Consider the following 25,716-nt stretch of genomic DNA (forward strand, 5'->3'; position numbering starts at 1 on the left):
TGCATAGCAGTTGAAAGGAGAATCTCATATGTTAAAGTATAATGTTCGTGGTGAAAATATTGAAGTAACCGATGCTTTGCGTAGTTACGTTGAGAAGCGCTTAAAAAAATTAGAAAAATATTTTGATATGACTCAAGAGATGGTTGCTCATGTAAACTTAAAGGTGTATCGTGATCGGACTGCCAAAGTTGAAATTACTATTCCACTGCCATACTTGGTATTGAGAGCAGAAGAGACAACTGATGACATGTATCGTAGCATCGACTTTGTCTCTGAAAAACTGGAAAGACAGATTAGAAAATACAAAACACGTGTAAACCGTAAGGGGCGCGAAAAGGGTGTGAATAATTTCTTCGTTGAACAAGCGGTAGATGAAGATGCAAATGAAGAAATTCAGGATACTGATAGTGGATTTACCATTGTGCGTAATAAGCAGATTGGTTTAAAGCCAATGAATCCTGAAGAAGCTATTTTACAAATGAATATGCTAGAACATGATTTCTTTGTCTTTCAAGACGCTGAAACAAACGGAACTAGTATTGTTTATCGCAGGAATGATGGGCAATATGGCTTAATTGAAACTAAATAAAATAGTGTATTTGAATGAGGACCCCACATTTAATGTGAGGTTTTTGTTTGGTTAATTTTTCATTTAGCGCTAATCATGTTAAAATTAGCATGTGTTTTTATACTTAAGTACATATAAGGATCGATTAAATGGTAAACGTTTTAAAGAAACTATACAATAACGATAAAAGAGAACTAAAAAGATTTGAAAAAATAGCAAATCAAGTTGAAAGTTATGCTGACAAATATGATCAACTTACTGATGATCAACTAAAAGCAAAAACTCCAGAATTTCGTGAACGGCTAGCTAAGGGTGAAAGTTTAGATGATCTTTTACCCGAAGCTTTTGCAGTAGCGCGTGAAGGAGCCAAAAGAGTACTGGGGCTATTCCCATTTCATGTCCAAATTTTGGGTGGAATTGCATTACACTTTGGCAATATTGCGGAAATGATGACTGGTGAAGGTAAGACTTTAACTGCCACAATGCCTGTATATTTGAATGCTTTAACAAGTAAAGGTGTTCATGTTGTCACAGTTAATGAATATCTTTCGAGCCGTGATCAAGAAGAAATGGGTCAGCTTTATAAGTGGTTAGGTTTGACGGTTGGCTTGAATCTTAATTCAATGTCACCTGACGAAAAAAGAGAAGCATATAATTGTGATGTCACTTATTCAACTAATGCTGAATTAGGCTTTGACTATTTGCGGGATAACATGGTTGTCTATAAGGAACAAATGGTGCAGCGAGAACTTAACTATGCCATTATTGATGAGGTCGATTCCATCCTAATTGATGAGGCAAGGACGCCATTAATTATTTCAGGTGAAGCAGAACAGGCTAATGGTGATTATATTCGGGCTGATCGTTTTGTTAAGACTTTGAAAGAAGATACTAGTGGTGATGATGCGGATGACGATGAAGATCATGGCGATTACAAGATTGATTGGCCTACTAAGACGATTTCTTTAACTAGAACTGGTATTCAGAAGGCTTGTGATCACTTTGGCTTGAAGAACTTGTATGATGTAGAAAATCAAAAATTAGTTCACCATTTAGACCAAGCTTTACGCGCTAATTACATCATGCTTAAAGATATTGATTATGTTGTTCAAGATGGGGAAGTTTTAATTGTTGATTCTTTCACTGGTCGGGTTATGAGTGGACGGCGCTATTCTGATGGTCTGCACCAAGCAATTGAAGCAAAAGAAAACGTTAAAATTCAAGAAGAATCAAAGACGCAGGCGACAATTACTTACCAGAACTTCTTTAGAATGTATAAGAAACTATCTGGTATGACTGGTACCGCTAAAACAGAAGAAGAAGAATTTCGTGAAATATACAATATGCAGGCGATTACGATTCCAACTAACCGACCTAAAATTCGTCAAGATAAGTCTGATATCCTATACCCAACTTTAACTTCAAAACTAACTGCAGTAGTGGAAGAAATTAAAGAACGTCATGCAAAAGGTCAACCCGTGTTAGTTGGTACAGTTGCTGTTGAAAGTTCAGAGCGGTTGAGTCAGCTACTAAAAGAAGCGGGTATTCCACATGCTGTTTTGAATGCTAAGAATCATGCTAAAGAAGCCCAGATTATCATGAATGCAGGTCAACGTGGTGCTGTAACTATTGCTACTAATATGGCTGGTCGTGGGACTGACATTAAACTTGGACCTGGAGTAAAAGAGCTCGGTGGACTAGCAGTGATTGGTACTGAACGGCATGAATCACGGCGAATTGATAATCAACTTCGTGGACGTGCTGGTCGGCAAGGAGATCCAGGTGTTACCCGTTTTTACCTTTCACTTGAAGATGATTTAATGAAACGCTTTGGTGGTGATCGGGTTAAGGACTTTTTGGATCGACTATCTGACAATGATGATGAAAAAGTGATTGAAAGTCGCTTAATCACACGCCAAGTTGAATCTGCTCAAAAACGAGTAGAAGGTAATAACTATGATACCCGTAAACAAACACTACAGTATGATGATGTTATGCGAATTCAACGTGAAATTATTTATGGTGAAAGAATGCGAGTTATTGATGAAGATAATTCACTTAACTTTGTTTTAATACCGATGATTAAGCGTACAATTGATAGTCAAGTTGATATGTTTACTCAAGGAGATCACAGTAAGTGGCGGCTTGATTCATTGCGGGACTTCATTAGTTCAAGTTTGTTAAGAGAAGATGAAGTAGATAAAATCAACTTCAAGACGATTACAGTTCCTGAATTAAAGCAAAAATTATATGATGCTGTAGAAGCTAATTATAATGAAAAGTCGCAAGCATTGGCTGACCCATCTGAGATGCTTGAATTTGAAAAAGTTGTTATTTTGCGAGTGGTTGATGACCGCTGGACAGATCATATTGATGCAATGGATCAATTGCGGCAGTCAATTAGCTTGCGTGGTTATGGGCAACTTAATCCACTTGTTGAATATCAAGATTCTGGTTACAGTATGTTTGAAGAAATGATTTCAAATATTGAATTTGATGTAACTCGCTTATTTATGAAGGCTGAAATCAGACAAAATCTTAGTCGGTAAAAGTTAAGATTGAAGAGAAAGTTACAGCTTTCTCTTTTTTACTATAAATTTATGATGGAGAAACACTTATGATGGAAATTAGTGAAATTCAAAGTGAGTTGACTAACTTGCAAAAGCGGTTAAACCACTTTAGGGGGTCTCTTTGACCTTGATGCAATTGCTGAAAGTATTGCGATTAATGAAAGTAAAATGCAAGAGCCCTCATTTTGGGATAAGCAAGAGCGTGCCCAAAAATTAATTGCCGAAACAAACTTGTTAAAGGAAAAGCGTGATTCTTTTTTAAGTTTGCAGGAAAATTATCAAAATGAATTGACCGCCATTGAATTGTTAAATGAAGAGCCAGATCAAGATTTACAAATAGAAGTTGAGGCTGATTTAGAAAAGCTGCAAAGTGCATTCCATAACTATGAGATGAATTTGCTTTTAGCAGGTAAATATGACAGCCATAATGCCCTGTTAGAAATTCATCCTGGTGCAGGTGGTACAGAGGCAATGGATTGGGGACAGATGCTATTGCGAATGTATCAGCGTTATTGTGAAATGAATGGTTTTAACTTTGAAATTAATAATTATGAAGCAGGTGAAGAAGCCGGGCTTAAGAGTGTTAACGTAAGAATTAGCGGTAAAAATGCTTATGGTTTATTGAAATCAGAAAATGGAGTTCATCGCTTAGTAAGAATTTCACCGTTTGACTCGGCTAAAAGAAGACATACTTCTTTTGCTGCGGTTGAAATTATTCCCGAAATTGATGATAGTATTAAAATTGATATTAATCCCAAAGATTTACGAATTGATGTTTATCGTTCAAGTGGCGCAGGCGGCCAGCATATTAATAAAACATCGAGTGCAGTGCGAATTACTCATTTGCCAACAGGTTTTGTTACCACTTCGCAAGCACAGCGTTCACAATTACAAAATCGCGAAACTGCAATGAATGAGTTACGCGCAAAGCTTTTTCATTTAGAAGAAGAAAAAAAACGCCAGCATAAACAAGAGCTTAAAGGTGAGCAAATGGAGAATGGCTGGGGTTCGCAAATTAGGTCTTATGTCTTTCACCCTTATAATTTAGTTAAAGATTTGCGTACAGGTTATGAAACTGCTGATACTAGCGGTGTAATGGATGGAAAATTGCAGCCATTTGTTTATGCATATTTACAATGGCAGCTTAGTCAAGAGAATCCTGAATAGGTTAAATAATAGGTGTAAAAATGAGTTTTTTGGGAATTGTCAGTATTTTATTGTTAGTGTTAATTGCCTTATGCATTATTTTTGCTATGTTTCATATTATCTTTATGCTTTTACCGGCAATTATAGTTATTGCTTTAATCATTTGGCTAATCAATTATTTCACTAAAGGCAAAGATAATAGCTCGGCTAATCAGAAAAAAACTTGGAATACAGGTTGGGCTAACGAAAATTCCCCCAAGCATAAGCGTAAAAAAGTGCGTGATGCCGAAACTAAGGATGTTGATAAGTAAAGTCTAGAGGTATAAGAATGGGAAATGCCATTAAATTAAAAAATCTAATTCGTGATAATCGGATAGTTCACGTTGTTCAGGGAGCGCAATATATTAGTGAGAAAGAAATTGTTGTTTCTGATATATATCGACCAGGCTTAGAATTAACTGGTTATTTTGATTTTTATCCGCAGCAAAGAATTCAACTTTTGGGTCGTACAGAAATTTCTTATGCTGCTCGACTAGATCATGAAAGTCTAGTGCGGGTTTTCACCAAACTATGTACACCAGAAACACCATGTTTTTTTGTTTCACGTTCGTTGCCAGTACCACATGAATTAAAAGAAGCTGCTGATAAGGCGCAAATCCCGATTCTTTCTTCACCAGAATCAACTACTTATGTAGCTAGTATTTTGACGGAGTATCTACGTGAGCGCCTTGCTGTTCGCGATACAATTCACGGGGTGTTTATTGAGGTCAAGGGATTAGGTATTTTGTTAATCGGTGATTCTGGTGTAGGGAAATCAGAAACGGCTTTAGGACTTATTAGACGCGGGCACCGGTTAATTGCTGACGATCGTGTTGATGTCTATCAAAAAGATGTTGAAACTGTGATGGGTGAACCACCGCAAATTTTAAAGCATTTGATGGAAATTCGTGGCATCGGTATTATTAATGCAATGGATTTATTTGGCGTAGGAGCTGTCAAAAATCGAGCTAATATTCAATTAGTAATTAAATTAGTTAATTGGGATAATAAGGCTAACTATGACCGTCTTGGCTTTGAAGAGAGTAAACGTGATATTTGTAATGTAGAAGTACCGCAAATTACAATTCCAGTTAAAGTCGGTCGCAATATGGAAGATATTATTGAAGTAGCAGCAATGAATTTTAGAGCTAAAAAAATGGGTTACAATGCAACTTCTGCTTTTGATGATAATTTAACTACTTTAATTGCCCAGAATTCACGAGAAAATTAAATAATTAAATAAAGGAAAATAAAATGACTTTAACAATCAATCCAGTTGCGTTTAACTTGGGTGATATTAGTGTTAAATGGTATGGCGTCATTATGGCAACTGCAATTATTTTAGCAGTAGTAATGGCAATTATTGAAGGCCAAAAAAGACATATTATAAGCGATGATTTTGTAGATTTACTTTTATGGGCAGTACCGATTGGCTATCTAGGTGCGAGGATATATTATGTTGCATTTGAATGGGACTATTATGCGCAACATCCGGATCAAATTATTGCAATTTGGAATGGTGGCATTGCTATATATGGTGGATTGATAGCTGGATTAATTGTTTTATTGGTATTTTGTTATAAAAAATTATTACCACCGTTTTTAATGTTAGATATAATCACTCCTGGAGTAATGGCAGCCCAAATTTTAGGTCGTTGGGGTAACTTTTTTAATCAAGAAGCCCATGGCGCAGCGACTTCACTCCAATTTTTGCAGAGTTTACATTTACCACTATTTATCATTAATCAAATGAAAATAGCTGGCACTTATTATCAGCCGACGTTTTTATATGAATCTGTACTAAATCTTATTGGCTTAATTTTAATTTTACTTTTGCGCCATCGCAGACATATTTTCAAGCAGGGGGAAGTTTTTATGCTGTATTTAGCTTGGTATGCTGCGGTAAGATTTTTTGTTGAAGGTTTGCGCACAGATAGTTTATATATTGCAAAGACAATCAGGGTATCGCAACTGCTAAGTCTAGTTTTGTTTATCGTGGTTTTCTTGTTATTTATTTACCGTCGAGTAGTGGTTAAGCCTAAGTGGTACTTAGATGGTAGTGGGTTAAAATACCCGTATACAAGGGATTAAATATTGAGATAGTTATTAAAGAAAGTTTGGAAGTTAAATGACAAAAATTGCAGTTTTAGGAGCAGGTTCATGGGGAACAGTTTTAGGATCCTTACTTGCTGATAAAGGTAATGAGGTTATACTTTATGGTAATAATGCTCAAGTTAATCAAGAAATTAACACTGAGCATACTAATACACATTACATGAAGGATTGGCAAGTGAATGAAACGGTTTGGGCAACAGCTAACTTAAAGCAGGCTTTAAATAATGTTGCAATTATCTTATTTGTTTTACCTACACAAGCAATTCGCAGTGTTGCAAAAGAAGTTAAGCTTGTTTTAAACCAAAGTAATCTTCAGCCATTGGTAGTTACTGCTACTAAAGGAATTGAACCCGGTTCTAAAAAATTAATTTCAGAAATTTTAACAGAAGAAATATATCCGGAAAATCCAGAGAAAATAGTTGCTATTTCTGGGCCGAGCCATGCTGAAAGTGTAGCGCAAAAAGACCTTACTGCCATTACATGTGCTTCAATCAGTAAGGAAAATGCACAAAGAGTGCAAACTATTTTTACTAATGACTATTTACGCTTGTATACCAATAGTGATTTAATTGGTGTTGAAGTGGCTGGTGCGGTTAAAAATGTGATTGCAATTGCTGCAGGCATTTTAGCTGGTAAAGGTTATGGTGATAATGCAAAAGCAGCACTAATGACGCGAGGATTAGCTGAGATTACGCGTTTAGGTGTAAACTGCTACCAAGCACAGCCGATGACTTTTAGTGGGTTAGCGGGAATTGGCGATTTAATCGTAACTTGTACATCAGTCAATTCTCGTAATTGGCGTTGTGGCAAGCAATTGGGTGAAGGTAAGAGTTTTGCTTATATTGTTGAAAATATGGGGCAGGTAATTGAAGGCGCAACAACTGTTAAGGCAATTCATGAAATATGTCAGGAAAAAGCAATTGACATGCCAATTAGCGAAGCTGTTTATCGTGTTTTATATGAAAAAAGTAGTGTTGCTACTGAAATCACTAAAATGATGGATAGAAAGCCAAAACAGGAAATTAGACTTTAGAGTTATTTAGGAGTAGTATTTACTTACTAAAAGAAAGTGGCTAAGGTGAAAAAATGACTCAAAATTATGATGTAATTATTATAGGGGCTGGGCCAGGTGGCTTAACCGCAGCTTTATATGCCTCGCGAGCTAATTTGTCAGTTTTGCTTCTTGATCGCGGACTTTATGGCGGTCAAATGAATAACACTGATGCAATTGATAATTATCCTGGATTTAGCGAAATTAAAGGTCCGGAATTAGGCGAAAAAATGTACAATTCCATTATGAAATTTGGTGCAAAATTTGAATATGGTGATGTACAACAGGTTAGTCTTGAAGGTAACTACAAAGTTGTAACAACTGATACCGGTGAATATCGTGCACCTGCTTTAATTATTGCAACTGGAGCAGATCATCGGCATTTGAATATTCCTGGTGAAGATGAATACGCTGGTAAAGGTGTTTCTTACTGTGCTGTTTGTGATGCTGCTTTCTTTAAAAATGAGGATATTGCTGTAATTGGTGGTGGCGATTCGGCTATTGAAGAGGGCATTTACTTAGCTCAAAATGCTAAGTCGGTTACAGTTGTCCATCGCCGCGATCAATTACGCGCACAACCAACTTTACAAAAAAGGGCTTTTGCCAATGAAAAGATGAATTTCATTTGGAACGCAGAAACTGAATCAATAGATGGGGATGGCAATCGCGTTACTAGTGTTACCTATAAAGATAAGGAAACGGGTATTACTAAGAAATTAACTACTCGTGGGGTCTTTATTTATGTTGGTGTGATTCCGCAAACTGCTCCTTTAAAAGACATCGGCATTGTTAACGAACAGGGCTGGATTCCTACTGACGAACATATGAAAACTAAAGTGGCCGGTATCTTTGCTGTGGGAGATGTCCGTGCGAAAGATTTACGGCAAATTGCTAATGCTGTTGGTGACGGTAGCATTGCTGGACAAGAAGCTTATAATTATTTGCAAGCTTTAAATGATTAAAAAACTTAAAAAAGAATTCAGCTTGTGGGTTGAATTCTTTTTTTAAGTTAATAAATGCTAGAATAGGGGTTATGAAAACGAATTTATTATAGAAAAAGAGGTTTAGTGCAGTAATGAGTGCAAAAGAAACTTTTAAAATATGGCAAAAAGCGCAAAATATGCCTGATTATTTGCAAGCACAATTAAATTTACTTGGTCAAAATCAACAGTGGATTGATGATGCCTTTGGTCAAGATATAAATTTTGGTACAGCTGGGATGCGTGGCAAACTTGAACCTGGAATTAATCGGATTAATTTATTTACAATTGGTCGAATCACTGAAGGATTAGCTCGTTTAATTGTTGAAAAAGGCTGCAAAGAAAAAAAAGCGGGAGTAGTGATTTCTTTTGATTCACGCTATCATTCGCGTGAGTTTGCTGAACATGCGGCTAGAATTTTAGGATTTCATGGTATTCAAGTTTATTTATTTGATGATATTCGGCCCACACCAGAATTATCTTACGCTGTTCGTCACTTAAAGTCCTTTGCAGGAATCAATATCACAGCTTCGCATAATGCCAAAGAGTATAATGGCTATAAAGTTTATGGGGCTGATGGCGCGCAGATGGGACCTGCTGACGCAAATCGAGTATTTACTTATGCCCAAAATGTAGAAGATATTTTTCAAGTTAAGGCAGCTAGTGTTGATGAATTACGCTCTGCTGGCTTACTTAAATTAATTGGTGAAGATATTGATGAAAAATATTTAGCTAGATTACAAACGGTTTGTGTTAATTCAAATATGATTGCCAAAAATGCTAGCAAACTAACAATTATTTATACGCCGTTACACGGAACTGGTAAAATATTATATGATCGTGCGTTTAGGCAAGGGGGGTTTACTAATGTAATACCAGTTCCGAGCCAATCGATTATTGACCCCGAATTTCCAACTACTAAGAAACCCAATCCCGAGTACCGGGATGTATTTGACGTAGGAATTAAATTAGCTAATGAAAAAAATGCGGATTTGATTATTGCAACTGATCCAGATGCTGATCGGATGGGGGCTTGTGTCAGAACAAAAACTGGTAGTTTTGAGGTTTTAACCGGTAATCAGATAGCAACATTAATGATTTATTATTTGTTGAATAATTTAAAAGAAAGTCAGCGCCTTTCTAATGATTATGAATTAATCACTTCAATAGTTTCAAGTAGCATGCCACTTAAAATTGCTCAAGATTTCGGGATAAGAACTAAGTCTGTTTTAACTGGCTTTAAGTTTATTGGCGAAGAAATTGATCGAATGGCAAGAGAAAAGGATGGCAAATTTTTAATGGGCTTTGAAGAAAGCTATGGTTATTTATTTAAGCCATTTGCTCGTGATAAGGATGCGATGCAAGGGGCATTGATGTTTGCTGAAGTTGCTGCATATTATGCTAGTCGAGGAATGACCGTATTTGACGGCTTAAACGAAATATGGGGAAAATATGGCACTTCTTATGAAATTACTACTGCAATTGAGATGCCTGGAATTGATGGGCAAAGCCAAATGAACAAGTTAATGAGTCAATTGCGTAGTGAGCAACTAACACAAATTAATGGAAGTAAAGTTGTCAAAACGCAAGATTTCTTACAGCAAAAAGAAATAGTTAATAATGAAATAAAACCATTAACCGAATTACCACCAGCTAACGTATTAAAATATTACTTAGCTGATGAAACTTGGCTTGCTCTGCGTCCCTCTGGAACTGAGCCAGTAATTAAAGCCTATGTTGGAGTTAACCAGTCAAGTATTGCAAAAGCTAAGTCTAAAGCTGAACAGTACCAACTAACTTTAAAACAATTATTACAATAAGCAAATATTGTGCGAAAATATGTTCGAGAGCGTAAAATAATATCTGCCAATTGAAGTTGGACTTATAAATGTCCAACTTTTTTAGAAGGAGCCTTTCTATGATTAAACGACAAGAAAAACGTAAATTTGAGCTTGTATCTAAGTTTAAGCCTGCAGGCGATCAAGAGCAGGCAATTACTAAACTAACAGCTGGCTTTAACAAAGGATATAAAGAGCAGATTCTTGAAGGAGCCACCGGGACAGGTAAAACTTTTACGATGGCTAATATTATTGCTCAACTTAATAAACCAACTTTGGTTATTTCACATAATAAAACGCTAGTTGGCCAACTTTATGGTGAATTCAAGGAATTTTTTCCTAATAATGCAGTTGATTATTTTGTTTCATATTATGATTATTATCAACCAGAGGCATATGTGCCTCAATCCGACACATACATTGAAAAGGACTCCGCTATTAACGATGAAATCGATCAGTTACGTCATCAAGCAACTAGTGATTTAATGGAGCGAAATGACGTAATTGTGGTTGCCTCTGTTTCATGTATTTATGGTTTAGGCGATCCTAAGGAATATTCTGCTAGTGTAATTACAGTTCATGAGGGTGATGACTATGGGCGCAATACGCTTTTGCGAAATTTAGTCAATATTCAATATGACCGTAATGATATCGATTTTCAACGGGGACGTTTTCGTGTCCGTGGGGATGTAGTGGAAATTTTTCCAGCTGGAAATTCTAATCATGCTTATCGAATTGAATTTTTTGGTGATGAAATTGATCGGATTGTGGAGATAGATTCCCTAACTGGTGAAGTAATAGGTGAAAGAGAAAGTATTTCACTTTTTCCTGCTACTCATTTCATGACTAATGAAGAACAATTGCGGCGTGCTATTAAGGCAATTTCGCAAGAAATGAAAGTTCAGGTAAAAGAATTTGAGGGACAAGGTAAACTATTAGAAGCGGAACGGATTAAACAGCGGACAACTTTCGATCTCGAAATGATGGGCGAAGTAGGCTACACTAACGGGATCGAAAATTATTCGCGGCATATGGAGGGACGAAAAGAAGGTGAACCGCCCTATACACTGTTAGATTTTTTTCCAGATGATTTTTTAATTTTGATTGATGAGTCGCATGCTACAATGCCTGAAATTCGGGCCATGTATAATGGTGACCGTAACCGAAAAAAAACCTTGATTGATTATGGCTTTCGTTTGCCCTCAGCCCTTGATAATCGGCCACTAAAAATAGCAGAATTTGAGCAGCATGTTAATCAAATTTTATATGTTTCAGCTACTCCAGGTGATTATGAGTTAGCACGAACAGATCACAAGGTGGAGCAGATAATTCGGCCGACAGGGCTACTTGATCCTAAAATTGATGTTCGACCAGTTGCAGGTCAAATTGATGATTTAGTTGGAGAAATCAATCAACGCATTGACCATAACGAACGTGTTTTTGTAACAACCTTAACCAAAAAAATGGCTGAAGATTTAACGGATTATTTAAAAGATATTGGAATTAAAGTGCAATATTTGCATTCAGATGTTAAAACCCTAGAACGGATGCAAATTTTGCATGATTTACGAGAAGGTAAGTATGATGTTTTAATTGGGATTAATTTACTTCGTGAGGGAATTGATGTACCAGAAGTTTCCCTAGTGGCTATTCTAGATGCTGACAAAGAAGGCTTTTTGCGGGCTTATCGTCCCTTAGTTCAAACAATGGGGCGAGCTTCACGTAATGCAAATGGTGAAGTTATTTTGTATGCGGATACGATTACTGACTCAATGCGCCAAGCAATTGAGTCAACTAAGCGCAGACGTGACTTACAAATTAAATTTAACGAAGAACATCAACTTAAACCGCAGACAATTATTAAACCAATTAGAGCAGTTATTTCGGCAACTAAAGCAGTTGATGAAGAACAAAATGAAAGTTTTGCTGATTTAAATTTTGACGAATTGAATGCTAAACAGAAGAAAACAATGATTAAAGACTTGCGTCAGCAAATGCAGCAAGCTGCTAAAAAATTGGATTTTGAAGGAGCAGCCACTTTGCGCGATGCGATAATGGAATTGGAGAGTTCTACTAGAAAACCAAGTATCAAAAAAGGAAATAAAATAAATGGCAAATAATCAAATTGTTATTCGTGGCGCACGAGAACATAATTTAAAAAATATTAGCTTAACAATTCCTAAGGATAAATTAGTTGTAATAACTGGTTTATCTGGTTCAGGTAAAAGTTCATTAGCTTTTGATACCCTATATGCTGAGGGACGAAGACGTTATGTCCAATCACTTTCAAGTTATGCAAGACAGTTTTTAGGACAAATGGATAAACCCGATGTTGATGCAATTGATGGCTTAAATCCCGCAATTTCGATTGATCAAAAAACCACATCGCATAATCCACGTTCAACTGTTGGTACAGTGACTGAGATTAATGATTATCTGCGATTATTATGGGCACGAGTTGGTCATCCAATTTGTCCTAATGATCAAACCCCAATTGAACGGCAATCAGTCGAACAAATGGTTGACCGTATTTTAGAATTACCTGATCGCAGTCGAATTCAATTGCTAGCCCCAGTTATTCGAGCTAAGCGCGGTGCTCACCAAGAGGTATTTAAGCGTGTTCAACGTGCAGGTTATGTCCGTGTAATTGTTGACGGTGAGATGCATGAAATCGGTGATGATTTTACGCTTGATAAAAATAAAAGGCATACTATTGATATTGTAGTTGACCGCTTAGTTATTAAAGATGGTATTCGCTCGCGTTTATTTGACTCAGTAGAGGCAGCGTTGCGCTTGTCTGATGGGTACATGAATGTGGACGTGATTAATAGTGAGATACTCAACTTTTCAGAATACTACGCTTGTCCGAAATGTGGCTTTACAGTTGGCGAAATGGAACCACGGCTTTTTTCATTTAATGCTCCTTTTGGTGCTTGCCCAGATTGTGATGGTTTAGGTATAAAATTAGCAGTAGATGAAGAATTAGTTATTCCGGATCAAAGTAAAACCTTGGCAGCAGGGGCAATTGCACCATGGAAAAATTCTAAATACTACAGTGAAATGTTAACTCAAGCTTGCGCGGCCTTAAAGATACCGCTAGATAAGCCCTTCGCCAAATTAACCAAAAGACAAAAAGAAATAATTTTGCATGGTTCAACTAAAAAAATAAAATTTCATGTGACTGGTGATTTTGGTGTCAATGATACAACTGCTCCTTTTGAGGGCGTAATGGAGAATGTGGAAAAGCGTTATTTGCACCCTATGTCTAAATTTATGCGTGATGTGATGGCCAAGTATATGGCAGAATTAACTTGCTCAACCTGTCATGGCAAGCGATTAAATCGTAAAGCTTTAGCTGTTAAAATAATGGGTAAAGATATTGCGGAAACATCAAGTTTAGCGATTAGTAAAGCAATAGAATTTTTTAATCATATTCAGCTTAGTGAGCAAGAAGAAGTTATTGCTAAGCCAATTTTAAAAGAAGTGCGTGATCGCTTAACTTTCTTAGATAGCGTGGGTCTTGATTATCTGACTTTATCACGAACTGCTAATACTTTATCTGGTGGTGAAGCGCAGCGTATAAGATTAGCCACCCAAATTGGGTCTAATTTATCAGGTGTAATGTATGTCTTAGATGAACCATCAATTGGTCTGCATCAACGTGATAATGATCGCTTGATTGCTGCCCTAAAAAGAATGCGTGATTTGGGGAACTCCCTAATTGTGGTTGAACATGATGATGAAACTATGCGCCAGGCAGACTACTTAATTGATATGGGACCAGGTGCTGGTAGTTTTGGCGGTAAAGTTATGGCTGCTGGCACACCAAAAGAAGTTGAAAAAAATACCAAATCACTAACCGGACAATATCTAGCTGGTAAAAAATTTGTACCGGTTCCTTTAACAAGACGTAAGGGTAATGGCAAAAAGATAACTATAACCGGAGCAGCGGAAAACAATCTTAAAGATATAAAGGTAGACTTCCCACTAGGCAAATTAATAGTGGTAACTGGCGTTTCCGGTTCAGGCAAGTCAACTTTGATTAATATGATTTTGAAAAGGGTATTAGCGCAAAAGTTAAATCGCAATCAAACTAAACCTGGTAAATATCAGAGCATAAGCGGGTATAAGAATATTGAGAAAGTTATCGATATTGATCAAAGTCCAATTGGGCGAACTCCAAGAAGTAACCCGGCAACTTATACTAGCGTTTTTGATGATATTCGCTCGCTTTTTGCGCAGACTAATGAAGCCAAGTTACGGGGCTACACTAAAGCAAGATTTTCATTTAATGTCAAAGGTGGACGTTGTGAAGCGTGTCATGGGGATGGAATTATTAAGATTGAAATGAACTTTTTACCAGACGTTTATGTACCGTGTGAAATTTGTCATGGTAATCGTTATAATTCAGAAACACTTGAGGTAACTTACCGTAATAAAAACATTGCACAAGTGTTAGACATGACAATTGTTGATGCGTGTGACTTTTTTAAAAACATTCCGAAAATTGCACGTAAGCTACAAACAATTGTTGATGTGGGCTTGGGTTATGTTAAATTAGGTCAGTCTGCTACTACATTATCTGGTGGTGAAGCTCAACGGATGAAGTTAGCGGCTGAACTACAAAAACTTTCAACTGGTAAAAACTTTTATATCTTAGATGAACCAACTACTGGGTTACATACTGACGATATTAAACGTTTGCTTGAGGTGCTCCAAAGGTTAGTAGATCAAGGAAATACTGTTTTGATTATTGAACATAATTTAGATGTTATTAAAAGTGCAGATTGGTTGATTGATTTAGGACCTGAAGGAGGAGAAAGAGGCGGCACAATTATTGCAACTGGAACTCCAGAAGAACTTGTTCAAGTTAAAGAAAGCTATACTGGACAATACCTTAAACCAGTGCTGAAACGTGACAAAATTTTAACAGAAAACGCTCACAAAAAAGCAAACAAATAGTAATTATTTTTAATACAGTGTAGAATACTCTGCAAGGGGGAAAAGAGATGGATAATTTTTCTACTTATAGGGAAAAGCATGGCTTTAACTGGGCTGCTTTAATAGCTGGTGTACTAATGATTGTTGCTGGCCTATTCTTGATACTTCATCCTGGCCGAGCTTTGCATGCTTTTGTATTGCTTTTTGCTATCTTGTCGATCGTTCAAGGTTTTGTTTGGTTAGCAGTTTATAGCCATTTACGTTATTTTATTTCCTTTAGTTGGTTAGCAATTATTTCTGGAGTTATTGATATTATAATTGGTATTTTATTTCTCTATTCGTATGATGCCGCAGGACTAACTATTGCTTATTTATTTGCTTTTTGGTTTTTATTTGATTCAGTATCAGGTATTAGCTTTACTTGGCATTTAAAAAGTACATTAGGTCCTTACTTTTGGATTAATATGATTTTAAGTGTTTTAAGCTTATTTATCGCCATTGGGATGATGTTTAACCCAGCATTATCAGCATTAACTCTAATTTGGCTAGTTTCATTCTGGTTATTAATTTTTGGAGTAAGTGAGATTGTAGCAGCATTTGGAAATCGTTAATTTTATAGATAAAAAGTTCGCTTTAGAGCTTTTTTTTTATAAAAAAATATAAAAACTGCATGTGCTATAATTTAGATGATAGGAGACTTATGAAATGGCTGATGAAAAAAAACAGTTGCTGATTGTAACGGGAATGAGTGGTGCCGGTAAAACTGTAACATCACATGCCTTAGAAGATATGGGGTATTTTGTGGTTGATAACTTACCGCCGACGCTTTTGCCTAGCTTTTGGGAACTGATTGTTAATTCAGATGATTTTACTAAAGTGGCTGTCGTTGTAGATTTACGCGTTAAAAATTTTTATAAAGATTTGCTCAATGAAGTAAATTCATTAGAAGATAATGGTAGTGTTCGTTCAATCATTGTTTTTTTGGACGCGGCTGATAACACTTTAGTTGCCCGCTACAAGGAGACTAGGAGAATTCCACCACTAGGTAAAAGCGGACGTTTGCTTGATGGTATTTTAGAAGAACGTCAGATACTAACAGGCATTAAAAACCGCGCTAATTATATAATTGATACTTCAGATATGTCTCCGCAACAACTAAAGCAAAAATTGCTTAATGAGTTTAGTGATCAAGCAAAACAGCCATTTTCAGTTGAAGTAATGTCATTTGGTTTTAAATATGGTCTCCCCATCGATGCAGATATTGTAATGGATGTTCGTTTTTTGCCGAATCCTTTTTATTTGCCTGAACTCAGACCATTTACGGGTCTTGATAGGCGAGTTTTTGATTATGTAATGAATAAAGAAGAAACACAAGTTTTTTACCATAAACTGCTTAATCTAATCGAGTGTACCTTACCAAGTTATATTAAGGAAGGTAAGGCTAAGTTGACAATTGCTATTGGCTGTACTGGTGGTCAACATCGTAGTGTTGCAATTGCTAAGCAACTGGCTCATGATTTAGCCAATAATTATACAGTTGATCTTACCCATCGTGAAATTAGTCGTTATATTAGAAAAAGGTAAAGTATGAAATATGAAGATGCAAAAGTAGTTCGGATAACTAAAAGTAGACGACCACAAGTTGTGGTGATTGGTGGTGGTACCGGTCTGCCTGTAGTTTTAAATGCTTTAAAAGACCAAAATGCCGAAATTACTGCTATTGTTACCGTATCTGATGATGGTGGTTCATCAGGCTCGATTCGTAATTTTATTAATGTTGTTCCACCAGGTGATATTCGGAATGTTTTGGTTTCTTTGAGTGAAATTTCGCAAGAAGAAAAGGATATTTTTCAATATCGCTTTGATTCATCTGACGCTTTCTTTTCTGGTCATGCAATTGGTAATTTAATTATTGCCGCTCTAAACGAAATGCACGGTAATATTTTTGATGCCGTTCAATCCCTTTCCAGAATGATGCGGGTTGATGGTCATGTTTTTCCGGCTTCTAATGAACCGTTGACTTTAAATGCTGAATTTATTGATGGTACAATCCAAGCTGGTGAAAAAGAAATTACTAATCAAGATAAGAGAATAAAAAGAGTTTGGGTAACTAATACTAATCTGACCGCTGAACCTGAGGCAATGCCACCTGTACTTGATGCTATTATGCAGGCTGATGCAGTAGTATTAGGACCTGGTAGTTTATTTACTTCGATTTTACCTAATTTAATGATACCTAACTTAGGTGAAGCAGTGCGTCAAACTAAAGCTGAAGTTATTTATATATGCAATATTATGACTCAGCTAGGTGAAACAGATCATTTTTCTGATTGCGAGCATGTTTCAGTAATTAATAAGCACTTAGGGGGACATTATATTAATACGACCTTGGTTAATGGGGCCAAAATTGATATGTCTAAATTTAATCCTAAGGATTATGATGCATATATTGAACCAGTTAAAAACGATTTTGCTGGGTTACGTGCTCAAGGTAGCCGCGTAATCACTGATGATTTTATTGATCAACGTAGTGGGTTAGTTTTTCATGATGGACAAAAAGTAGCTAAGGAGATTATTAATTTGGCTTTTGCTGCAATGTCTCGTAGAAAGGAATAGTTAAATAATGGCAAGCTATGCAAGTAAGGTGAAAAAAGAATTAACTTCATTAACAATTCATCCAGAACATGCTAAGGCGGAGCTGGCTGCTTTTTTACGTATGAATGGTGTTTTGAATTTTCATGATCACCGGTATAGTCTTGATATTACTACTGAAAATCCTGCAATTGCCCGCCGAATTTTTTCCTTGATAAAAACAGCTTATCAAGTAGAACCACTTTTGATTGTTTCACGTAAAATGAAATTAAAAAAAAATAATCAATACTTAGTTCGTTTGCAAAATCATGTTCATGAAATTCTAACTAATCTAGAAATCTTAGCTACTGATTTAGGGATAATTACGCGAGTTCCTCCCCGAATTACCTCTTCGCGTGAAGGTGCTATGTCTTATTTACGGGGGGCTTTTTTGGCTAGTGGTAGTGTGAATAATCCTGAAACTAGTAGATATCATTTAGAAATTTACTCAGCTTATGAAGATCATAATAATGACTTGCTGGAATTAATGAATCACTATTTTCATCTTAATGCTAAGACGACTAAACGGCGGCGTGGTTTTATTGTTTATTTAAAAGAAGCAGAAAAAATTGGTGATTTTTTGCATATCGTTGGAGCTTTTAACGCAATGTTATCGTTTGAAGATTTACGTATTATGCGGGATATGCGTAATTCAGTTAATCGGTTGGTTAATTGTGATACGGCTAACTTAAAAAAGACAGCTACAGCGGCTGCTAAGCAAGTCGAAGACATTGAATTAATTGAACGTAAAATTGGCTTAGAAAATATTCCAGAAAAATTACAGACGATTGCCCGGCTTAGGTTAGCTAATCCGGAATTGTCTTTAAAGGAGCTAGCCCAGCAAATACCAGATGGTCCAATTTCTAAATCAGGTGCCAATCACCGCTTAAAAAAGTTGCATGATTTGGCGCAGAGTTTGCAAGATTAGTAATAAAAAATACCTCCTGTAAAGGGAGGCATTTTTTATTACTAATCTTGTTTTTGATTGACCATAATTTCGTCAATTAGGCCATAATCCTTAGCCTCTTGGGCTGTTAGATAATTATCACGTTCAGTATCTTTTTGAATTTTCTCAAGTGGTTGACCGGTAGCTTCATGCAAAATCTTGTTAATCTTCTCGCGACTCTTCAGAATTTCATTAGCTGCAATTTGAATATCAGTTTGTTGTCCTTGAGCTCCACCTAAAGGTTGATGAATCAAGACCGTTGAATTTGGTAAAGCAAACCGCTTGCCTTTAGCTCCACTGGTTAAAAGGATGGAAGCCATTGAAGCAGCCATACCAATAGCAATAGTGGAAACGTCAGATTTAATGAAATTCATGGTGTCCATAATTGCTAAGCCGGAGGTGATCACCCCACCAGGAGAATTAATATAAAGAGAAATGTCTTTAGTATTGTCTTGGGCGTCAAGGAACAATAATTGTGCGATTATTGTATTAGCCATGTCGTCATTAATTTCACCGCTAAGCATAATAATGCGGTCCTTTAATAAGCGTGAATAGATGTCATAAGCACGTTCACCACGTGCAGTTTGTTCGATAACTGTAGGTACTAGCATCTTTTCTACCTCCTAGTTTAAATTAGAAATATTAGCACTCAAAATAGTACAGTGCTAATTAAATCACTTACATTAAGTGCTGTCAATGAAAGTGTATCAAATTTGTATTCTCTGTAATGTTATTTTTATATTATAATGTAAAAGGAATTTAAAATTTTGGAGGAACTATTTTGAAGCTTTTTAAAAAATTAGCTGCGATTACACTATTAATGTCAAATTTTGCTGTTTCAAGCCAATTAGCAACTGTTTCAGTTTTAGCGGCAGATGCAAGTGATTCGCAAGCACAAAGGCAAGACCAAGAGCAAGATGATGCTAGTAAATCAGTTGATGATACTAAATCTGATAGTGATGATTCAAACAGTCAAGTTAAGGATAAGACTGATAGCTCTGCCAAGGATAAGACTGATGATAGCCAGTCAGCAGTCCAAAAAAAATCTAAGCCTAAGCAAACTATTACAGGTTTTGCAATGATGACTAAAGTTGCCGGTACTAAGAATTATGCGGTATGGCAAGATGTAGTTGATGGTAAAGTTAGCAAAAAAATCGCTGATGGAATTAACTATCGTTATAGCCATATTCAATCAGATCAATTAATTGAAACTAAGAAAAATCGCTACTGGCGTATATATGTAAATGGTCGTGAAGTAGGCTATGTTAATGAAAAATTCTTTGCCCGTAATCAAATTGCTGTACCCAAGACTGTAAGTTTAGTACGTAATGAGTATTATAGCTTTTTCCCTAAAGATGCAATCTCATATGTAACTAACGGCATGGGTACAGTAATTGATAATGAACAAGTTGAAGTTTCAAGAGATAGTATAGATTGCGCTACTCCTAAAACTTATAAAGTTAAGTATACTTACGGTGATACTTCTGCAACCGTAAAAGTGACTGTCAGAAAGAGTACTACAGAAGGTATTGCTGACGCCGAAGTAGTTAATTCCTTTCCGACACAGGAAGGAACCAATGACTATAAAACTTGGAAAACACATTATGGTTCTTCCGTTAACTACATCAGTCCTAATGAATATAGCCCCGAAAATGATTCGCGCGAATTGATTAGTGGCGACTTAACGCTTAGAACGCGTTTTTATCAACCTGTTTTATTAAGTGTTAAAGATCCAAGTGATGATAATATTAACCGTGTAGGGCATATTCCAGAAGGATTAACTGTTTCACAAGGCTGGGCTTATACTAGTCTTTTAAGTCATACAAACTTAAATAATGGTCATATTGTTGGTTATGACTTGAATAATTTAAAGAGCCCTTATAACGCGCAACACTTACTTGATATGTCACAAAAAGCTTTTAACAATTATGTCAAACATATTAAGGTTAGTCCATATATTCCAATTGGGCATGGTCAAGCCATGGGGGCTAGTGATAAATATATTTACGTTTTAAATAATATTAATACGATTCGTGATGGTCGACCTGATTCAGAAGAATTAATTCAAATACGTAAAAGTGACTTACAAATCAATAAAATTTGGACAATTAAAACCTGGGTTGGTGATCAAACTAATCCGCGTTATTTCCAAAATGGAGTAATGCTGTCTGATTATGAGATGTATACCGTTTACCGTGATACTAAAAATGATTGCTATGAATTTTGGCAATTAACACGCAGCGGTGATAATTGGTATCCTAAATTAGTGGGTAAGACTAGTGGTAGTTTTGTTAATAACAATGCTCCCTGTCAAGGCCTTACTTATGATCCTAAACACAAAAATTTCTATTTAGCTTTTAATGATTTGATTTTTAAACTCGGGCGTGATGGTACTTTAAAGCAAACTTACTCATTTGATACTGGACGCGAAATTGAAGGAATGTCAGTTAGTGGCAATAAATTATATGTTAATCTGGCTCAACGAGCAGAATTATTAGAAAGTATGGCTATTAAGTAAGTTGTTGAAACAAAAAAAGAGCTTTTCAGCTCTTTTTTTTGTTGCTAAAATTTCAGTTTGCTAAAAATAAAAAATTATTAAAAGACTAATCTATTTAATAATAAATGTTATTAAAACTTAAAAAATTCCAATAATTGACATAAATAATTAATTATTATATAAATTTATATTCTGAAAGCGTATACCAAAAACTTTGGTATATAAGTAAATTTAAGCGCTTGCTTATTATTTAAAAATAACATTTGATATGTATATTTGTATCCCTTTATATTGTCAATTAAATTTTATTTTATATAAACTTCAACTACTTGGCTGATAGAGCTAACATAAACATAGTAATTTTATATTCAGTTTTTGATGCGCAGATATAGTTGCACAGTTGTCTGTATATTCATTAACTATTTATAATAAATTATCACCAATGAAAAATGTTTGCTGTGAGCAACTGCTTTAACAGTAAAGTAAGCGCTAAGTATTAATTTGGTTACTTCTTTGTATGATAAGTGGCTCTAATAATAGTGACAGTTGAAAGGGATAGATTTTTTAATTATACATGTGTATAAGTTGACTAATCTAACATAAATAGTCACATTGGTTAATGGTAAATTAGACACGCAATGAAGATAACAAAAATTTTTACAATTTAGTTAATGCTTGCTACTTAAGTTACTGTTAATAACTTGCTTAGGTTTGTGAGGTTTAGAATAATGAGTAAAAATAGTTTTTATAAAAAAATGATAATTTCTGTAGCTGGTGCTGCGCTATTATCCGTTGGCGTTACTGAAGGCACTACTGCTGCTAATAATGTTAGCGCTGCTACAGTAAAATCAGCTAAGAAAGTTGTTGCAAAAACCAAGGTTGTTGGTGCGACTTCTGCTGTTTATAAAAAAGCTGGTAAAAAAGTAGTTAAGACTAAGCAGACTATTAGTGCTGGTAAGAAAGTTAAGACTTATGGTAAAAAGACCATTGCTGGTGTAGCATATTACAGTATTGGTAAAGACCAATATGTTAAGGCTGCTAACCTTGATGGTAAAACCCGTCAGCTTGCTAAGAGTGTAGCTTTGTATACTAGAAGCGGTAAAGTAATTAAACATAGCAAGTTACGTAAAGGTCAAAGTGTTAAAGTTTATGGTACTGCTGTAACTATTAAAGGTAAGAAGTATTACTCAACTGGTAAGGGTTATGTTGCAGTAAAGGCTTTGGCTAAGAAAGTTGCCGATGAAGTTCCAATCAACAAGGTAAACACGCCAGCAACAGACACTAATAAACCAGCTGATACCAACAAGCCAGCTGATACCAACAAGCCAGCTGAAAATACTAATAATTCAAGCTCTAACAACGCAAATACAAATAATTCTAGTTCAAATAATTCTGGTTCAAGTTCTAATACTGGTGCAGGTAATACTACTACCCCAGTAGATACATTAAAAGATACTAAAGCAGCAGCAACTAAGGCCATTGATGATGCAGCAAAAGCAACTAAGGACAGAATCAGTAAAAATATTAGTTTAACGGATGCGCAAAAAACAGAAGCTAATAAAGCAGTTGATGATGTAGTTAGTCAAGCTAAGGTTGCAATTAACAATGCCAAGACAATTGAAGAAATTGCTAAAGCTCAAAAAGACGGTGTTGCTAATGTTAATGCTAAAGATACAACTAAGCCGGGTGATTCTTTAGAAGATCAAAAATTAATGGCCGTTGGTGTCTTAGATGATGCAGCAAACGAAGCTCGAGTACAGATTATTTCTTCTAGTTTATCTGATACTGATAAGGCAAAAGCAATTGATGCAGTAAACAAGGCCTTAAGTGAAGGTAAAGTTGCAGTTGAACAAGGTAATACAGTTGAAGAAGTATTACAAATTAAGACTAAGGCTGTAAAACAGATCAAGCAACAAGTTCCAGCGGATACCTTGAAAGAAACTAAAACTGCAGCGGTTAACGTTTTAGAAGACGCCGCAAATGAGGCTAGATTAAAAATTGTTTCTTCCATTTTATCTGATGCTGATAAGTCCAAGGCAATCAATGCGGTAAACAAGGCCTTAAGTGAAGGTAAAGTTGCAGTTGAACAAGGTAATACAGTTGAAGAAGTCTTACAGTTAAAGGCTACGGCTGTAAATGAAATTAGAAAACAAGTTCCAAGTAGTACAGAAATTTCTTTGGAAGAAGCTAAGGCTACAGCAATTGAAACAATAGAGGATATTGCAAAAACTGCTAAAGGTAAGATTGGTAAAGATTTGCCAGAAGACGTTTTAGCTGCTGAAAATAAAGTAATTGATGATGCTGAAAATAATGCTGTTGAAAAGATTAATAGTAGTAAATCATTAGCTGATATAACTGCAGCTATAGCTAGTGGGAAAGATGCTATTAACTTAGCCCTTCCAAAATATCTGGCAGAGTCAGAAATTATTGGCGCCGCATCTAGAGCAAAAACTTCAATTGGTAAAGATAATGTAGAAGGCGCAAATGCAATCGATAAAGTAGTTGAAACTATAAAAAGTAAAATTGCTGCAGCTAAATCAACTGATGAAATTTCTAAAGAAGTGGAATCTGGCAAGCAAGCTATTACTAATGTAGAAGAACTTGCTGAAATTAAACAAACAGCTAAGGTTGCAATTGATGATGCAGTAACTGCTGCTAAAGAAAGAATTAGTAAGGATATTGCTTTAAATGATGCCCAAAAAACGGAAGCCAAGAAGGCAGTTGACACAGTAGCTACTCAGACTAAAGATGCAATTAATAATGCTGAGACTGCAGAAGAAGTTGCTAAGGCTCAAAAAGAAGGTATTGACAGTATTAATGCTAAAAGCAACAGTATTTCAGAAGATTCACTGAAGGTTTTAAAGAACGTTGCTAATGCCGCAATTGATAATGCCGCCGCCGCAGCTAATGCAGCTATAAACAAGTTAACTGATGAGAATGATAAAGCAATTCGTAAAGAATTAGTTGCAGATGCAGTAAAAGGTGCCAAGCAGGCTATCGACAGCGCTTCTAACGCTGCATTAATTGAAAGTTTGAAAAATACATGGACTAATACTATTCAAAACTTAGTTACAGCTCCAGATGCATTTAAAGAGCAAAGAACTTTAGCACGTAATTTAATTAGTGATATCAAAGAATCAGTATTAAAAGCGGCTGATAAATTAGCTGACGATAAGAAGCAAGCAGCTAAAGATGCAATAAATAATGCTTTTACATCAGCAATAACTGCGATTGACAAAGCTACCAAGCCTGCAGAAATTAAAAGTGCAAGAGAAGGTTTCTTTAGTGCAATTGATAAAGCTATCCCTGTAGCAGATTTGCAAGCCGCAGCTATTGATGAAATTAAAGCTAAAGTTAACACAGCTAATGAAGCTATTGATAATAGCAAAGCTAGTGATATTGATAAAACTGATCGTAAGAATTTAATTACAAAGTTAAGCTCTAGTGCTGAAAAGTCAATCAAGGCATCTTCTAATGTTGCGTTGATTGAAAATGCTAAAAATACTTGGCTAAAGGCAATTGATAATTTGGTTGCCACTGATAATACTGGTAAATTAGTAGTTCCAAACGAATTGCAAAATAAAAAAGATAGTATAAAAAGTAATATTGAAAGTATTTTTTCTATAATTAATGGAGCGATTAATAAAACTGTGGATCCAACGGGTTCAATTTCCATGGGATTAAATGGAGCGCAACAGGTTGCTAATCTTGCAATTGATAACGCAAGTAAATTGTCTGATATTGAAAATGCGCAAAGTACCTTCTGTGAAACAGTTAATAGTTTAATGAAAAATTTTAATCTTAAGGACAAAGTAGTTGATCAAGTTACAGCTGATATCACAGCTTCTGTAGATCGTTCGAATACTAAAGCTTTATCAAAACTTACAAGTGATGAAGATAAGACTTATAAAGAACAAATAGCCAACAAGATTAAAGATATTCAAACTAATGTGAATACAGATTTAAAATCAGCTAAAGAGGTAAGTGATATAGCTGCTATTAACAATAAAGCTACTTTGCTTATCTCTATAGAGCAAAGAAAAGCAAATGTGATTACTAGAATTAATAGATATGCTAAAGCTAACACAACTGGTGATGCAAATAAAATCAAGCAAACAGTAGCTGAATTTAAATCAAAAGTTATGAAAGCTCAATCTCATTCTGAACTTAAAGCATTACAAGCGAGTGCCGAGGCAGATATAAAAGCTATAACTCCTTCAAAATAAAATGTAAACATTTTAAATGATTTTGCTAATATATCTTTAGCTTACATATGAAAAGCGACAAGCTATTATGGTTTGTCGCTTTTTTGTATTTTTAAATCATATAATTCAATAATATATTTGCATATATTTTATGTACATACTTGCATATTTGGTGGATATTATGTATAC

General features: G+C 35.6%; 18 protein-coding genes. 17 read left to right on the plus strand and 1 reads right to left on the minus strand.

Annotation, left to right across the window (positions count from 1 at the left end; all coding sequences use genetic code 11):
* Nucleotides 1–28: 28 nt before the first annotated feature.
* The 15 genes from hpf (at nucleotide 29) to whiA (ending at nucleotide 18,807) form a co-directional block, all read left to right on the plus strand.
* On the plus strand, nucleotides 29–589 hold the full coding sequence (hpf, locus tag BM203_RS04430) for a ribosome hibernation-promoting factor, HPF/YfiA family (protein ID WP_090093075.1): 561 nt from the start codon (nucleotides 29–31) through the stop codon (nucleotides 587–589).
* A 128-nt stretch (nucleotides 590–717) separates the two neighbouring features.
* Nucleotides 718–3,117: a preprotein translocase subunit SecA gene (gene secA, locus BM203_RS04435; protein ID WP_090093076.1), complete on the plus strand. Its 2,400-nt coding sequence runs from the start codon at nucleotides 718–720 to the stop codon at nucleotides 3,115–3,117.
* A 71-nt stretch (nucleotides 3,118–3,188) separates the two neighbouring features.
* Nucleotides 3,189–4,305 (plus strand): peptide chain release factor 2 gene (prfB, locus tag BM203_RS04440; RefSeq protein ID WP_118896846.1). Its coding sequence is split into 2 segments (ribosomal slippage): nucleotides 3,189–3,260 and nucleotides 3,262–4,305, totalling 1,116 coding nucleotides; the frame shifts between segments, so codons are not numbered across the junction.
* Between the two features lie 20 nt (nucleotides 4,306–4,325).
* Entirely contained in the window at nucleotides 4,326–4,595 is a 270-nt protein-coding gene (locus BM203_RS04445; RefSeq protein WP_090093080.1) for a hypothetical protein, read from the plus strand.
* Nucleotides 4,596–4,612: 17 nt separating this feature from the next.
* Nucleotides 4,613–5,554: an HPr(Ser) kinase/phosphatase gene (gene hprK / locus BM203_RS04450; RefSeq protein ID WP_090093081.1), complete on the plus strand. Its 942-nt coding sequence runs from the start codon at nucleotides 4,613–4,615 to the stop codon at nucleotides 5,552–5,554.
* Nucleotides 5,555–5,577: 23 nt separating this feature from the next.
* On the plus strand, nucleotides 5,578–6,414 hold the full coding sequence (gene lgt, locus BM203_RS04455) for a prolipoprotein diacylglyceryl transferase (protein ID WP_090093083.1): 837 nt from the start codon (nucleotides 5,578–5,580) through the stop codon (nucleotides 6,412–6,414).
* A gap of 37 nt (nucleotides 6,415–6,451) precedes the next feature.
* Nucleotides 6,452–7,471: an NAD(P)H-dependent glycerol-3-phosphate dehydrogenase gene (locus BM203_RS04460; protein ID WP_090093084.1), complete on the plus strand. Its 1,020-nt coding sequence runs from the start codon at nucleotides 6,452–6,454 to the stop codon at nucleotides 7,469–7,471.
* A 53-nt stretch (nucleotides 7,472–7,524) separates the two neighbouring features.
* Nucleotides 7,525–8,451, plus strand: coding sequence for a thioredoxin-disulfide reductase (trxB, locus tag BM203_RS04465; RefSeq protein ID WP_090093086.1), 927 nt, complete (start codon nucleotides 7,525–7,527; stop codon nucleotides 8,449–8,451).
* Between the two features lie 113 nt (nucleotides 8,452–8,564).
* On the plus strand, nucleotides 8,565–10,289 hold the full coding sequence (locus BM203_RS04470) for a phospho-sugar mutase (RefSeq protein ID WP_090093087.1): 1,725 nt from the start codon (nucleotides 8,565–8,567) through the stop codon (nucleotides 10,287–10,289).
* A gap of 98 nt (nucleotides 10,290–10,387) precedes the next feature.
* Complete coding sequence (uvrB, locus tag BM203_RS04475) at nucleotides 10,388–12,427, plus strand: excinuclease ABC subunit UvrB (RefSeq protein ID WP_090093089.1); 2,040 nt, start codon at nucleotides 10,388–10,390, stop codon at nucleotides 12,425–12,427.
* Nucleotides 12,417–15,269, plus strand: a complete 2,853-nt coding sequence (gene uvrA, locus BM203_RS04480; protein WP_090093090.1) for an excinuclease ABC subunit UvrA — start codon at nucleotides 12,417–12,419, stop codon at nucleotides 15,267–15,269. The genes uvrB and uvrA overlap by 11 nt, the downstream gene beginning before the upstream one ends.
* A 47-nt stretch (nucleotides 15,270–15,316) precedes the next feature.
* Complete coding sequence (locus tag BM203_RS04485; RefSeq protein WP_090093092.1) at nucleotides 15,317–15,859, plus strand: HdeD family acid-resistance protein; 543 nt, start codon at nucleotides 15,317–15,319, stop codon at nucleotides 15,857–15,859.
* 94 nt (nucleotides 15,860–15,953) lie between these two features.
* Complete coding sequence (rapZ, locus tag BM203_RS04490; protein WP_090093093.1) at nucleotides 15,954–16,832, plus strand: RNase adapter RapZ; 879 nt, start codon at nucleotides 15,954–15,956, stop codon at nucleotides 16,830–16,832.
* Nucleotides 16,833–16,835: 3 nt separating this feature from the next.
* Complete coding sequence (locus BM203_RS04495; RefSeq protein WP_090093096.1) at nucleotides 16,836–17,864, plus strand: gluconeogenesis factor YvcK family protein; 1,029 nt, start codon at nucleotides 16,836–16,838, stop codon at nucleotides 17,862–17,864.
* 7 nt (nucleotides 17,865–17,871) lie between these two features.
* Nucleotides 17,872–18,807: a DNA-binding protein WhiA gene (whiA, locus tag BM203_RS04500; protein WP_090093098.1), complete on the plus strand. Its 936-nt coding sequence runs from the start codon at nucleotides 17,872–17,874 to the stop codon at nucleotides 18,805–18,807.
* A gap of 41 nt (nucleotides 18,808–18,848) precedes the next feature.
* Here whiA and clpP read toward each other — a convergent pair whose 3' ends face one another.
* Nucleotides 18,849–19,436, minus strand: coding sequence for an ATP-dependent Clp endopeptidase proteolytic subunit ClpP (gene clpP, locus BM203_RS04505; RefSeq protein WP_090093099.1), 588 nt, complete (start codon nucleotides 19,434–19,436; stop codon nucleotides 18,849–18,851).
* A 170-nt stretch (nucleotides 19,437–19,606) separates the two neighbouring features.
* On the opposite strand from clpP, the gene BM203_RS04510 reads away from it, so the two are divergent.
* Entirely contained in the window at nucleotides 19,607–21,343 is a 1,737-nt protein-coding gene (locus tag BM203_RS04510) for an SH3-like domain-containing protein (RefSeq protein WP_228150094.1), read from the plus strand.
* A 707-nt stretch (nucleotides 21,344–22,050) separates the two neighbouring features.
* On the plus strand, nucleotides 22,051–25,548 hold the full coding sequence (locus tag BM203_RS04515; RefSeq protein ID WP_090093100.1) for a DUF1542 domain-containing protein: 3,498 nt from the start codon (nucleotides 22,051–22,053) through the stop codon (nucleotides 25,546–25,548).
* Nucleotides 25,549–25,716 lie beyond the last annotated feature (168 nt).

Origin of the sequence: Lactobacillus bombicola, from assembly GCF_900112665.1 — a bacterium.
Taxonomy (GTDB): Bacteria; Bacillota; Bacilli; order Lactobacillales; family Lactobacillaceae; genus Lactobacillus; species Lactobacillus bombicola.

Excerpts from the sequence above, each read along its gene's own strand:
- trxB (WP_090093086.1), top strand. The coding sequence starts at position 7,525 with ATGACTCAAAATTATGATGTAATTATTATAGGGGCTGGGCCAGGTGGC.
- whiA (WP_090093098.1), top strand. The coding sequence starts at position 17,872 with ATGGCAAGCTATGCAAGTAAGGTGAAAAAAGAATTAACTTCATTAACA.
- rapZ (WP_090093093.1), top strand. The coding sequence starts at position 15,954 with ATGGCTGATGAAAAAAAACAGTTGCTGATTGTAACGGGAATGAGTGGT.
- BM203_RS04485 (WP_090093092.1), top strand. The coding sequence starts at position 15,317 with ATGGATAATTTTTCTACTTATAGGGAAAAGCATGGCTTTAACTGGGCT.
- clpP (WP_090093099.1), bottom strand. The coding sequence starts at position 19,436 with ATGCTAGTACCTACAGTTATCGAACAAACTGCACGTGGTGAACGTGCT.
- hprK (WP_090093081.1), top strand. The coding sequence starts at position 4,613 with ATGGGAAATGCCATTAAATTAAAAAATCTAATTCGTGATAATCGGATA.
- BM203_RS04470 (WP_090093087.1), top strand. The coding sequence starts at position 8,565 with ATGAGTGCAAAAGAAACTTTTAAAATATGGCAAAAAGCGCAAAATATG.
- uvrB (WP_090093089.1), top strand. The coding sequence starts at position 10,388 with ATGATTAAACGACAAGAAAAACGTAAATTTGAGCTTGTATCTAAGTTT.
- BM203_RS04495 (WP_090093096.1), top strand. The coding sequence starts at position 16,836 with ATGAAATATGAAGATGCAAAAGTAGTTCGGATAACTAAAAGTAGACGA.
- secA (WP_090093076.1), top strand. The coding sequence starts at position 718 with ATGGTAAACGTTTTAAAGAAACTATACAATAACGATAAAAGAGAACTA.
- BM203_RS04445 (WP_090093080.1), top strand. The coding sequence starts at position 4,326 with ATGAGTTTTTTGGGAATTGTCAGTATTTTATTGTTAGTGTTAATTGCC.
- BM203_RS04515 (WP_090093100.1), top strand. The coding sequence starts at position 22,051 with ATGAGTAAAAATAGTTTTTATAAAAAAATGATAATTTCTGTAGCTGGT.
- hpf (WP_090093075.1), top strand. The coding sequence starts at position 29 with ATGTTAAAGTATAATGTTCGTGGTGAAAATATTGAAGTAACCGATGCT.
- lgt (WP_090093083.1), top strand. The coding sequence starts at position 5,578 with ATGACTTTAACAATCAATCCAGTTGCGTTTAACTTGGGTGATATTAGT.
- uvrA (WP_090093090.1), top strand. The coding sequence starts at position 12,417 with ATGGCAAATAATCAAATTGTTATTCGTGGCGCACGAGAACATAATTTA.
- BM203_RS04460 (WP_090093084.1), top strand. The coding sequence starts at position 6,452 with ATGACAAAAATTGCAGTTTTAGGAGCAGGTTCATGGGGAACAGTTTTA.